The organism is Lysinibacillus odysseyi 34hs-1 = NBRC 100172 (genome assembly GCF_001591965.1).
Taxonomy (GTDB): domain Bacteria; phylum Bacillota; class Bacilli; order Bacillales_A; family Planococcaceae; genus Lysinibacillus_B; species Lysinibacillus_B odysseyi.
Genome location: NZ_BCVX01000005.1, coordinates 209225 through 221820 on the forward strand (window position 1 = coordinate 209225; position 12596 = coordinate 221820).

11 protein-coding genes and 1 riboswitch are annotated in these 12596 nt (G+C 42.6%); of the genes, 2 read left to right on the top strand and 9 right to left on the bottom strand.

Annotation, left to right across the window (positions count from 1 at the left end; genetic code table 11):
- Positions 1-86 precede the first annotated feature (86 nt).
- On the top strand, positions 87-824 hold the full coding sequence (locus BOD01S_RS10285; RefSeq protein ID WP_407655997.1) for an enoyl-ACP reductase FabI: 738 nt from the start codon (positions 87-89) through the stop codon (positions 822-824).
- A gap of 157 nt (positions 825-981) precedes the next feature.
- The gene (locus tag BOD01S_RS10290) at positions 982-2400 is read left to right on the top strand and encodes an alanine/glycine:cation symporter family protein (protein ID WP_036154305.1); all 1419 of its coding nucleotides are present in this window, start codon (positions 982-984) and stop codon (positions 2398-2400) included.
- Between the two features lie 51 nt (positions 2401-2451).
- Here the strand turns inward: BOD01S_RS10290 and BOD01S_RS10295 are convergent, their stop codons facing one another.
- The 9 genes from BOD01S_RS10295 to BOD01S_RS10335 form a co-directional block, all read right to left on the bottom strand.
- Complete coding sequence (locus BOD01S_RS10295; RefSeq protein WP_036154303.1) at positions 2452-4113, bottom strand: alkaline phosphatase; 1662 nt, start codon at positions 4111-4113, stop codon at positions 2452-2454.
- A 279-nt stretch (positions 4114-4392) separates the two neighbouring features.
- The gene (gene glnA, locus BOD01S_RS10300; protein ID WP_036154301.1) at positions 4393-5751 is read right to left on the bottom strand and encodes a type I glutamate--ammonia ligase; all 1359 of its coding nucleotides are present in this window, start codon (positions 5749-5751) and stop codon (positions 4393-4395) included.
- 21 nt (positions 5752-5772) lie between these two features.
- On the bottom strand, positions 5773-6168 hold the full coding sequence (locus BOD01S_RS10305) for a MerR family transcriptional regulator (RefSeq protein ID WP_036154299.1): 396 nt from the start codon (positions 6166-6168) through the stop codon (positions 5773-5775).
- Between the two features lie 202 nt (positions 6169-6370).
- Positions 6371-6988: a cyclase family protein gene (locus BOD01S_RS10310; protein WP_036154297.1), complete on the bottom strand. Its 618-nt coding sequence runs from the start codon at positions 6986-6988 to the stop codon at positions 6371-6373.
- A gap of 117 nt (positions 6989-7105) precedes the next feature.
- Entirely contained in the window at positions 7106-7684 is a 579-nt protein-coding gene (locus BOD01S_RS10315) for an ECF transporter S component (RefSeq protein ID WP_036154294.1), read from the bottom strand.
- Positions 7685-7905: 221 nt separating this feature from the next.
- Positions 7906-8081, bottom strand: a riboswitch (FMN riboswitch).
- Between the two features lie 83 nt (positions 8082-8164).
- The gene (locus BOD01S_RS10320) at positions 8165-9370 is read right to left on the bottom strand and encodes a hypothetical protein (protein WP_036154292.1); all 1206 of its coding nucleotides are present in this window, start codon (positions 9368-9370) and stop codon (positions 8165-8167) included.
- Positions 9367-9891: an RNA polymerase sigma factor SigX gene (gene sigX / locus BOD01S_RS10325; RefSeq protein WP_036154290.1), complete on the bottom strand. Its 525-nt coding sequence runs from the start codon at positions 9889-9891 to the stop codon at positions 9367-9369. Before sigX ends, BOD01S_RS10320 begins: the two co-directional genes overlap by 4 nt.
- 152 nt (positions 9892-10043) lie before the next feature.
- A complete protein-coding gene (locus tag BOD01S_RS10330; RefSeq protein ID WP_036154288.1) occupies positions 10044-11819 on the bottom strand; it encodes an ATP-binding protein in 1776 nt (591 codons plus the stop codon).
- Positions 11812-12528: a response regulator transcription factor gene (locus BOD01S_RS10335; RefSeq protein WP_036154286.1), complete on the bottom strand. Its 717-nt coding sequence runs from the start codon at positions 12526-12528 to the stop codon at positions 11812-11814. The genes BOD01S_RS10330 and BOD01S_RS10335 overlap by 8 nt, the downstream gene beginning before the upstream one ends.
- Positions 12529-12596 lie beyond the last annotated feature (68 nt).

A 12596-nucleotide genomic window follows, 5' to 3' on the forward strand; every position in this document is an offset into this window, starting at 1 on the left:
AATTAGTAGTTGGTACTAATAACTGATATTACTTAGGGGTGTTGACTGTGGATTTAATACAATTAGCCGGGAAAAATATTGTGGTAATGGGCGTTGCCAATGAACGGAGTATCGCTTGGGGCGTGGCAAAACGTCTAATGGAAGTCGGCGCTAACGTCATCTTCACTTACCGGAAAGAACGTTCTAAAGGAAAAATTGAAAAATTATTGGCAGATTATGAGGCGTATAAAACGGCCGTTGTAGAATGTGATGTTAACAGCGATGAATCGATTGCAAAAGCGTTTGAGGAAATCGGTGCTGCATTTGGGACAATTCACGGAATCGTCCATTCTGTTGCCTTTGCCCATGCTGAGGATTTGAAAAACCGTTTTGTTGAAACGACACGCGAAGGCTATGCATTTGCCCAGGATACAAGTGCCTATTCACTTGTCGCTGTCAGCAAAGCAGCAAAGCCTTACCTGTCAGAAGACGCTTCGATCGTTACGATGAGCTACCTTGGAGCTGACCGTGTACTGGACGGCTATAATGTGATGGGAGTGGCAAAAGCTGCATTAGAAGCTGCAATGCGCTATCTTGCTGCCGATTTAGGTACTGATGGCATCCGTGTCAATGCTATTTCAGCCGGTGCTATCCGTACGCTCGCTGCAAAAGGTGTACCAAGCTTTAATCAGATTCTTAATAAAATCGGGGAGACAGCCCCACTTAAACGAAACACGAATCAAGAAGAAGTGGCGGATATGACGATAGTAATGCTGAGCCGTCTGTCACGAGGTGTTACAGGCGAAACGATTTATGTAGACTCCGGCTATAACATCATGGGGTAATCCATACCATTTTCTTTCTACACATATGACAAGAGCGGACCTATTTTAATAGGTTCCGCTCTTTTTCTTCATTATTTTCTTAATTGTCGATATAATCTATTATTTTAATCGTTTTAGGGAATTGTAGTATTGTTATACTATTAAGGAGGTAGAAAATATGGCATTTATCGAAAACATCGTAGCGAATATTAATAATTTCATGTATTCGTACCTACTCATTTACATGCTAATCGGAATCGGCCTATTCTTTACGATTCGTACAAAATTCGTCCAATTCCGCCTGTTACCTGAAATGTTCAGAGTTATTACAGAAAAAGCTCCTGTCGGAAAAGACGGTAAAAAAGGAATTTCTTCATTCCAGGCTTTCACGATTAGTGCGGCATCCCGTATTGGTACAGGGAATGTTGCAGGTGTGGCAACAGCCATTGCAGTTGGTGGTCCTGGTGCTGTTTTCTGGATGTGGCTGATTGCACTCATTGGTGCTGCTTCCTCTTTCATTGAAAGTACACTTGCACAGGTATATAAAGTGCCTGAAAAAAATGGACTGTTCCGAGGCGGTCCTGCCTACTATATGGAAAAGGGCTTGAACAAACGCTGGATGGGCGTTATTTTTGCTGTCGCCATCACGCTTTGCTTTGGCTTCGTATTTAATGCTGTACAGGCAAATACGATTTCTATCGCTTTTAATGAAAGCTTTGATATTTCTCGTACATTAATGGGTGCTATCTTGGCTGTACTGACTGCCTTTATTATTTTCGGCGGTTTAAAGCGAATTGTTAGCGTAACACAATTAATCGTGCCAGTTATGGCGATTATTTATTTAATTTTGGCCATCATTGTCATGATTATGAATATTACAGAGCTTCCAGGCGTTATTGCATTGATTGTCAAATCAGCATTCGGGCTGGAAGAAGCATTTGGCGGGATGATTGGTGCGGCTGTCCTGAACGGTATTAAACGCGGATTGTTCTCCAACGAAGCCGGTATGGGTTCTGCGCCGAATGCCGGAGCAACAGCAGATGTGTCCCACCCGGTAAAGCAAGGGTTAATCCAATCATTAGGTGTATTTGTTGATACGCTTTTGATCTGTACAGCTACTGCTATGATTGTTTTATTAAGCGATGCTTATTTGCAGGTGGATGCGCAATCGATCAACTTAACACAAGCCTCATTGACTGATCATATTGGTGATTGGGCGGGTATGTTCCTGGCTATCATTATTTTCCTGTTTGCCTTTAGTTCAGTTATCGGTAACTACTACTACGGGGAAACAAACATTGAGTTTATCAAAAACTCTAAAGTAATGGTAAACGTTTACCGTGTCATTGTTGTGGCATTCGTCTTCCTTGGTTCCGTTGCTAAAGTGCAGCTCGTATGGGACTTGGCAGATGTCTTTATGGGTGTCATGGCGTTCATCAACCTTATTGCTATTCTAATGCTGTGGAAAGTGGCCAAAAAGGTACTCGACAATTATACAGCGCAGCGTAAGCAAGGAAAAGAGCCGGTGTTCTATGCTGACGAAGTAGAAGACATTGGCGAAGTGGAGTGTTGGGGTCGTGACCGACATCATGGTTAATTGAAGAAGAGATGGCATTGCGCCATCTCTTTTTTCTTTTTCTACCTTCTATTATTTTATATATTTCAATGCTTCTTCTGAAATAAAGAAGCTGCGGTCATTATAAACCGTTACATACGGTACTGTATGCTGCTTAACTTCTGATTTACCGTTTTTATCTGTTATTTTGGAAAGGATACTATTTTTATTTTCCGGTATTTCATATGTCGTATTCCCTTTCTTTGCTACGAGAACCGGGTTACTGCTATCAGACTGATCCACCGTTACGGTGAAGCCCTTTTTCTCCAGAGCAGATTTAGCCTCGATATACAGAGAAGCTGTCAGCTGATTCAATTGGAAGTTCATTGTCTCGGCCATAATATTCGCTAAATCGGTATTGTCCACAAGACCCGATGGTTTGTTTGGGCCATATGCATATAGGAACACATCATCACCTGTATGCCCTCCTGTTGTGTAGCCGATATTAGCGCGTTCAGCGAGCAGCTTTACCATCGTAGCTGATAATTTTTCAGAAGCTTCTAAAGCCTTGCGCTCTTTCTCCGTTAAATTCTTTAAGCCGTATAAAGCAGCCACTTCCTCCAAATTGGACTTATCTTCCTTCAGGAAGGATAGTGCCCCTTCTACTGTCATCGATGCTTCTTTTAATGGATCAATATATGCAGAAACAGGTGTTGTATCGTATGTGCCTGTTGTAGCTGTATTCCCTATCGTAATACCGCTGTTTCCGTGGTCTGTCACCGCAATGACAAGTGTGTTTTTATCCTTTTCCGCAAATTCGAGCGCTTCCTTTACTGCATCGTCAAAAGCAAGAAAATCACTGATCATTCCGATTGTGTCATTTGCATGGGCTGCCCAATCGATTTTACTTCCTTCTACCATAAGGAAGAAACCGTCCTTATCCTTATCCAATGTATCAATCGCTTTTTTCGTCATATCAGCTAGTGTCGGCTCCTCGGCTTTTGTGAGTCCGCGATCAAAATCATAAGCAAGCGCAGCAGGTGCAAAGGCGCCCCAAATTTTATCGGCGTTTGTTTTTAATAGCTCCTCCCGAGTTGTCACCAGCTCATAATCCTGCTCTTCAATCACTTCCAGCAGATTCTCGCCGTCTTTTCTCGTTTCTTTTAAGGAATCAAGTCCGCCCCCAAGCACAACATCAATCCCCTGGTATACTTGCTGCTCCGCAATGTCATCATAATTGCTGCGGGACGCTACATGAGAGGAAAAGCCTGCGGGTGTGGCATGCTGAATCTCGGAAGTGGATACAATCCCTGTTGCTCTTCCGGATTTCTTTGCTCCCTCCAGCACATTGGCTACCGGCTTAAATGCTTCCTCCTCTTTCACTTGCTCCACACCAGGTGTTGTCACAGAGGATGGCAGGACACCAATATAGCCTGAATTTGATTTATGTCCTGTGGCAAGTGCCGTAGAAGCTGGAGCGGAGTCGGTAATAGCCGATTCTGCAGAGTATGTACGCACACCTCCTGTCAGGATTTCATCCAGCGCCAGCGACTCTCCTTTATACCAGCGGGAAAGTGTCGATACGTTATTACTTGAACCGTCCATCACAAGCATAATGACATTTGTCGGGTCCTGCTTCTTCCCGTTTTCCTTCGCTTCTACTTCCATCAGATTCGTATGAATCATTGCAGCTGCCGAAGATACTAATAGCGTCCCCGCCATTGCGGCTGCCGCCAGTTTTTTACCTTTTTTCATCCTGCCAATCCCTCCCAAATAAGTTTTACATATTTAGCATACAAGCAATTTATTAACAGATTATTTTCTCTGTATTATGTTTTGTTATTTGTATGTAAATTACACGTTTATATTGTGAAATTGTTTTACCTTGTTTTTGCTCACCTTTTCTGCAAATGGAGTGATATATAGGAGTTTGGTATATATTAAGGAGGAGCAGAAATCTTTAAGTTAATACAAACGGACATCCAGATTATTTTAATTTAAAAAAAGAGATGGCTTATGCCATCTCTCCAGTCATTAATACATTTTCAAATATTGCTCGCGTTCCCACGGGTGAACAGTAGTGCGGAACATATCGTATTCCACTTCCTTTGCTTCTTTGAAGTTTTCGTAAATATGCTCTCCCAGTGCCGCCTTGATAACGCCATCTTCTGCTAACGCCGTTAATGCTGCTTCTAGGGATGCAGGCAGATTTTCTATACCGTGCTGCCGGCGCTCCACACTATTCATCACATAGATATTACGGTCAACAGGAGCTGGCGGCTCCAGCTCACTTTTCACACCATCCAGACCGGCTGCCAAAATAACCGCCATTGCTAAATACGGGTTTGCAGATGGGTCTACAGAGCGAAGCTCAATACGTGTTGATAAACCGCGGGAAGCAGGAATCCGAATAAGCGGGGACCGGTTTTGCGCCGACCATGCTACATAACACGGTGCCTCATAACCCGGCACAAGACGTTTATAGGAATTCACTGTCGGATTTGTTACTGCTGTAAAACCTTGTACATGCTTTAAGACACCAGCCATAAAGCTGCGGGCCGTTTTTGATAATTGCAAGTCAGCTCCTTCATCCCAAAATGAATTTTTGTCTCCTTTGAATAAGGATAGATTGAAGTGCATGCCCGACCCGTTAACACCGAATAATGGCTTTGGCATAAATGTTGCATGTAAACCATGCTTCCGCGCAATTGTTTTAACGACGAGCTTGAATGTTTGAATATTATCGCACGCTTCTACAGCATTAGCATATTTGAAGTCAATCTCATGCTGTCCTGGTGCTACCTCATGGTGGGATGCTTCAATCTCAAAGCCCATCTCTTCAAGCTCCAGTACAATATCGCGGCGGCAATTTTCACCAAGATCTGTTGGCGCCAGATCAAAGTATCCCCCGTCATCATTCAGCTCTAGTGTCGGTTCTCCCTTCTCATCCAGCTTAAATAAGAAGAACTCCGGTTCAGGTCCCAGGTTGAAGCTTGTGAAGCCAAGAGCCTCCATTTCTGTGAGCATCCGTTTCAAATTGGAGCGCGGATCACCTTCAAAAGGTGTGCCATCCGGGCGTGCAATATCACAAATGAGACGTGCAACCTTTCCTTTTTCCGCTGTCCATGGGAAAATCATAAACGTATCGAGATCCGGGCGAAGATACATATCGGACTCTTCAATACGCACGAAGCCTTCAATGGAAGAACCATCAAACATCATCTTATTATCAAGTGCTTTATCCAACTGACTCAGCGGGATTTCCACATTTTTTATCGTACCTAAAATATCCGTAAACTGCAGACGGATGAACTTTACGTTTTTTTCCTTTACGATACGTTTAATATCCTCTTTTGTATATTTACCTGTCGTTTTCTCAATTGCGTTACCCATACTCTTTCACGCTCCTATATGTTATTTACTTTTTATTTGGATGAAACGCGATAGGCCACCTTGACGCAGCGAAGGTTTCTGTAAACGCTGGGCCTGCAGCATCTCTTCTCTTAAGATAATACGAAGCTCTGCATCTGAAATGATCGTTTTGTCATAAATCCTTACATCATTTACTTGACGCATATCAAATACTTTCTTAATGCCTGCCATATTGATCCCTTGGTCAAGGAGCTCGCGGATTTCCAAAAGCGCATCCACGTCATCTAATGAAAACATTCTTCTGTTTCCTTCCGAGCGTGCCGGCTGGATTAATTTGTGCTCTTCATAATAACGGATTTGTCTGGCAGTCAATTCCGTCAACTGCATCACCATGCTAATGGGAAGTAACGGCATGGCTCTTCGAAACTCTCGACTCATCGTCATCCCCTCCCTTTCTTATTTTTACTTTACAACATGTTATAACTATTATCAATATTATGTTAGAAAATATAACATATCACTTTTAGATTGAATTTATCTCAATTTCAGATAAACAATAGCTGACACGAAAAGTCATCTAGCAGATAAAATATTATTTTTTCCAAGCAAAAAAGCCAGCCATTCTTCGGCCGGCTTTTTTCTATTTCATTTTTCGGATAATCGCTCTGATTGGTGATGCGTCTCCACTCTGTATAGCTAACGGAAGGCCAATAAATTCATACAATCCGCCCACTATATCTTTTAAATGCAAATTTTCGATAATGTATATCCCTTCATTTTTACACGCGTGATGCGCCTGCAATGTTGTATCTTCCACTGCATCAACCGAGGGGGCATCCGTGCCTATTACTTTGATTCCTTTATTCGCTAGAAATGTGACAGCTTCAGGATGGATGGTCGTATAGGAAGGGTCAAACCGGTACAGGTCATATGTTTCTTTCGTCTTAAAAAAGATTCTTTCAATCCCGTTTAGCGAAAGCTCTTCTAGATGTTGTTTCTGTATTTGCTTTTTTCCTGTCACATCAATAAGCAGGACAGGTCCAATAAACAAGTCAAGCGGCAGTGCATCAATCGATTTCCCAAAATCATCATAGTGAAATGGTGCATCGATATGTGTTCCCGCATGCAGACTCATCGTTATTTCCCCCACATTTGCCCCATCCGATGTGAGCATCGCCATTAATCGGTAATCAAATGGCGTATCCCCCGGCCAAACCGGCATATTTTTATATAATGGCATCGTAATATCAATCCACATACTTTTTCCCTCCTACTATTAGAAGCCGATAATTAACCGCACTGTCTTCATATGACGCTATTTTATCACTTCTTTTCTGCAAAATAAAACGCAGCCGCCAAAGCAGCTGCGTTTTCATTATGATAAATATTGTAAACGTTGGTTTTGAATCCACGTTTTCATCGTACGGAATAGAACCGTAACAATGGCGATCAGCATGATTCCCTTAATCAGATTGAACGGTAAAATTGCCTTCACTGCCATTTCGGAGATGTTCTCCACATGGAAATTCATAAAGTAGCCATACATCGGTAAAAATGCAATATAGTTCAGGAAGGCCATTCCTACTGACATAATGACAGAACCAACGATTAAGCCGAAAAATAAACCTTTTGCAGAAGGTAACTTTTTATAAATGTAGTAGACAGGCATGATAAATAAAATACCTGTTGCAAAATTCGCCATGTGTCCTACCGGCATACCTGTTGGTGAACCCGAGAAAATCCAGTCCAGGATATTTTTCATCAACTCTACTAAAATACCGGCAACCGGACCCATTGTGATTGCCGCAATCAATGCTGGTACATCACTGAAGTCGATTTGCAGAAATGCTGGGAACCAAGGAAGCGGAAAGTTAAATAGCATTAGAATAAACGAAATGCTGCTCAACATCGCAATCGTTACGAATGAACGTAACTTTTTGTTAGTCTTTGTCATAAAAAATCTTCTCCTTTGCTGATTCCATCTCGCAAGAAGAAAGGTACATTGTCGCCTCAAGCCATGAAAAAACCCTTATACAGCATTGTATAAGGGAGAATAAGGCACACTTAAATAAAGGTCTTATTATCAGCATTTTGTGTACAGCGAAATAAAGCTAGTTCCCTTTAGCTTTAAGCAGCACACAAAACACGACATTTCTCATGAAATGACGACCGTACCTTCACCTTCTCCCATCCAGACTATACTGTCGGCTTTGGAATCTCACCAAATCCTGCACACTGTAAAAGCGGCTCGCGGGCTGAAGAAGGGGTTTCGCAATGTCCTCCAAGGATGGTCAGACATCGCTCCTTCTATTACCGCCGGTCGGGAATTACACCCTGCCCCGAAGATGAATCAATATAAAATTATGTTACACCTTTCATTATAAGAGAAAAACGAGAATTGTAAACCTTTTTGCTTACAATTCTCTAAAGCTCGCTATTTAGCCTCAATAAGATCGACCGGTAATTCATTTGCCCCAACCGGTTTTGGAAGCGGTTCTGTAAAGCGGAACCCCCGCCATTCGGTTTGTACGATATTTTCAAAAAGAATCTGCTTATTAAAACCGGATGCCGTTAACAGCATGGCCTCAATCATCTGCATCGCCTGCTGCGAATCAACCGCATCTAGATCGAGCGGTGCTGTAAAACTGACTTTGACAACATCCCCATCCGTTACATGATAGTCTATTCCCGGCAGGATGGCTGTTTTATAAATATCATTTTCTTCTACTTTCATATAATTCAATGCCTCTGTTACAGTAGAAAAGGTTTGGCGGAAATTCGGAGATAGAAAAGTACCCTTTTTCTGCTCATCCAGGAAATAACTATATCGTGATGAATCTGCTAAATCGATCGGTTCGCTCGGTGTTCCGACTTCTTTAAAAGTAACGGGCGTTCCGTCTTTATTTTGCATGACTACCTTTTCATAATTTTTACCAAACGTATCCGTCAGCATTCCTGTATAGACCGCTGTCTTACCAGCCGATTCATCATAACCGTGATCATCAGGCAATGTATGGATCACCGTTTTCCCCTGTTCTTCTATCGTTCCTTTTACCGGATGCAACTCATTGAATCCAGCGGCCTGTTCATCTAAGGCTGCAGCATATTTATTATACATTTCAACCTGTGTCGGCTCTTCTTTTCCAAAGTCTTCTATAAGCTTTTCTTTCGGAATCACAATTGTTACCGGTACACTTTCCGCATCGTCTCCCGCTAGACCAAGATGAAATGCTGAAGCATTCTCAAGCTGTTCTTCATATACAGAAGTACGGATATCCTCTTCCGGCATCCCTCTGATTGCCATCTCCTGGATTTCTGCTGTCTCTTCTTCTGTATCAAGCATTTTATCCTGTTGATCTGCCTTCTCATTATCGAACGAGGCTATACTTTTCTCCTCAGAAGGACTTTGCGAAAAGTAGAAAACACTGCCGAATGTTAACAATGTCAAGGCTGCTGTTAGCCCAAAGAGCATAAATGGTTTTCTTGATTTCTTCTTGCTTCGTTGTACGGGTTCCTCTTCAAAAGCCCCGGCTTCCTTCAGTCTTGCGAAGACGTCTTCCTTTGAACGATGATCTTGAATTTTTGGGGCTTTGGATAATAATTCTTCCAGCTGTTGATCGTCCCATTTTTCGTTCTTCACAATGAATTCGCCTCCTGTTCACTCAATTTCTCACGCAGCGATTTAATTGCCCGATGCTGTGTTGTTTTTACTTTGCCTTCCGTCCAGCCCAAAATTTCTGCTGTTTCTGCAATGGAGAGCTCCTGGAAATACCGCATGACAATGACCATTTTTTGATCCCCTGTGCAATATTCCAATACAGTCAGCAGACGATTCATTTCTTCATTGTGCTCGACAAACTGCTCGGGAGATTTGGACGGCGATACGAGCTGCTCTTGCTCCCAGTCAAACGCATCGAAGGAATGGCGGTCTCTAACCTTTGCTTTTCGGAAATAATCAATAGCTACATTTTTGGCAATGGAAAAAAGCCATGTCTTTTCCGAGCTTCTTCCTTCAAATCTGTCATATGCTTTCAGGACCCGGACATACACCTCATGGGAGAGATCCTCAGCCACCGTCCTGTTTTTTACGAGATAAATTAAAAACTGAAAGACATCCTGATGGTACTCATCATATAACCGATGGAAAATGGATTCTTTCATCCATTCCACCTCCGTTCTCATCAAATTAGTCGAATAAATACTAAAATTGTTTCATCTTCCTCTAAAATGCCCTCACAATTTGTCATCCTCCATTTTCGTTGAGGAGCCAAAAATAAAAAAGATAGGGTATCATAACCCTATCTTCTATATTATTACATTGGAAGGTAGAACGTAAATGTTGTTCCTTCTTTTTCCACACTCTCTACCTTAATATTTCCTTCATGCGCTTCCACAATGTTACGGGCAATCGCTAATCCGAGGCCTGTTCCGCCTTTCGCTCTCGTCCGTGCCTTATCTGCTTTATAAAAACGCTCAAATACATATGGCAGATCTTCCGATGGTATACCGATTCCTGTATCGCTCACCGAAATTTTGGCGTAGGAGAGCTCATTTGTCAACGATACAGTAACTGTGCCTTCCTCCGGTGTATGGCGAAGTGCATTATCAATAAGGTTCGTCAATACCTGTTCAATACGGTCCTCGTCGAGGGAAATAATAGTGTCCTCCGGCAAATCGGAAACGAATTTCAGAGAGACTTGCTTTTCCTTTGCCACTTGCATAAATTTCTGTGTCATACGCTCAAGGACATGAACAATCGGTACAGTGTCTTTATAGAGACGGATATGTCCCGACTCCATCCGGGCAAGGTCAAGTAAATCCGTCACAAGCCGGCCCATACGCTGTGATTCATCATAGATAATGCGAATCATCTCATTACGTTCTTCGTCTGATTGCACAACATCATCCAATATAGCTTCCGAATACCCCTGCAGCATAGCAATCGGTGTCCGAAGCTCATGAGAGACGTTCGCTATGAAATCTGAACGCAGCTTCTCCAGACGGTTTTTCTCCGTTTTATCACGAATAACTGCAATAGCTCCTCGTATTAGCTCTCCGCTGTATAACGGACTAATTGTAATACTATAAAATGAGCTATCCATCGCTAGATCCTCTTCAATTTTATCTTCAAAATCCAGCACATGATCAAGCATATGGTAAATTTCCGGCGGGATTGGCCGTTCGCTTTTGCTGCCTTTACTAATAAACCATTTTTGCAGCAGTTTTTCAGCCGGCGGGTTGCTCAGTAAGATGGTGCGGTCACGATTGAAGGTGATCACTGCATCTGTCATCGAGGTAAGGATGCTTGACAGCTGTTCCTTCTCCTGGTTAATGACTTCTAAATGATGCTTCAACTGGCGTCCCATTTGATTGAATGCTACCGCTAATTGACCGATCTCATCCCTGCTCTGGATTGCCGGGACCTGTGAATCAAATTTCCCTTTCGAAAGAGCAAAGGCATGCTCGCGCATTTGGCGTAACGGATACGTAATACGGCTCGACAGGAAAAAGGCAAAGAACGTTGTTAACATGAACGCAATCAGAGCAGAGATGAAAACAATTTTTGTCGTTTCCTTGCTCGTTTGATGGATTGCATCCGGACTTTGGTAAATGAACACTGCGCCGTGCAGCTCATTATCTGATTTCAGAGGGAAGCCCAACACCACATAAGACTCCATTTTATCTCCCTCTGTTTGCGACGGAAGAATCATTTCTTTTAAAATAGGCTTATCCGATTCATAAATCGACTGGAATCCCTTGCTTTCCAAAATAGCCTGCTGTATTTCCTTCTGATTTTCCCCTTCTTGGATTGCATACACCACATCATTTGGATTATTCGCTACAAGTGCGTTCGTATGTTCATCCAATACAACCTTAATGACATCCATGGGTGAATGGCCGGCACCGTACTCATCCACAATGCTTGCTATTGCAGCAGCTGACTGGCGTAGGGAACTTTCTGCCTGTTCGCTGTGGTATTTCTCTAAAAACTCCAGCATAAATACCGTGAAGATGAAAAGGACAAATGAAACGAGAAGCAATATGGTTACCCATAGCTTCCCGACAATACTATTCCATATTCTATTCATTCACGACCTCGAATTTGTAGCCGACGCCCCATACTGTCACAATCATCTTCGCAGCATTTTCGGAAACACGATTCAGCTTTTCACGTAAGCGCTTCACATGTGTGTCAACCGTGCGAAGGTCACCAAAGAAATCGTAGTGCCAAACTTCTTTCAGTAACTGTTCACGGTCAAACACTTTGTCCGGAGCCTTCGCTAAAAAGTATAGCAGCTCGTACTCTTTTGGTGTGAGATTCACTTCTTTTCCATCAGCTGTTACACGATGTGCATCATGGTCGATCGTTAGATGCGGAAACACTACAAGGTCTTTGGAAGCCGTTCCATTTGCAACAGGCGAAAATGCAGCAGAGCGGCGCAGGATTGCCTTCACACGCAGTACGACCTCACGCGGGCTGAACGGCTTAACAATATAATCATCAGCTCCCAATTCAAATCCTTGCACACGGTTTGCTTCTTCCCCTTTAGCCGTTAATAAAATAATAGGGGTTGTCTTCTTTTCACGGATTTCTTCACAAACTTGCAGTCCATCTTTTTCCGGCATCATAATATCCAGAAGAATACAATGATATTCATTTTCAAACGCCTTTTCAATCGCTTCTTCGCCATTTTCGGCTTCGTCCACTATGTACCCTTCTCGTTCTAGATACATTTTCAATAGACGGCGAATGCGATCCTCATCGTCCACTACTAATACAGAAATATTCTCAGACACTGGTGTGAATCCCCCTTCAAGCGTTATATACACTTCTATTGTACAGTTTTAGTCAGTAAATGAAAAGA

Bases quoted from the DNA above. Each gene is read 5' to 3' on its own strand.
- BOD01S_RS10285 (WP_407655997.1), top strand. From the start codon at position 87: ATGGGCGTTGCCAATGAACGGAGTATCGCTTGGGGCGTGGCAAAACGT.
- BOD01S_RS10290 (WP_036154305.1), top strand. From the start codon at position 982: ATGGCATTTATCGAAAACATCGTAGCGAATATTAATAATTTCATGTAT.
- BOD01S_RS10295 (WP_036154303.1), bottom strand. From the start codon at position 4,113: ATGAAAAAAGGTAAAAAACTGGCGGCAGCCGCAATGGCGGGGACGCTA.
- glnA (WP_036154301.1), bottom strand. From the start codon at position 5,751: ATGGGTAACGCAATTGAGAAAACGACAGGTAAATATACAAAAGAGGAT.
- BOD01S_RS10305 (WP_036154299.1), bottom strand. From the start codon at position 6,168: ATGAGTCGAGAGTTTCGAAGAGCCATGCCGTTACTTCCCATTAGCATG.
- BOD01S_RS10310 (WP_036154297.1), bottom strand. From the start codon at position 6,988: ATGTGGATTGATATTACGATGCCATTATATAAAAATATGCCGGTTTGG.
- BOD01S_RS10315 (WP_036154294.1), bottom strand. From the start codon at position 7,684: ATGACAAAGACTAACAAAAAGTTACGTTCATTCGTAACGATTGCGATG.
- sigX (WP_036154290.1), bottom strand. From the start codon at position 9,891: ATGAAAGAATCCATTTTCCATCGGTTATATGATGAGTACCATCAGGAT.
- BOD01S_RS10330 (WP_036154288.1), bottom strand. From the start codon at position 11,819: ATGAATAGAATATGGAATAGTATTGTCGGGAAGCTATGGGTAACCATA.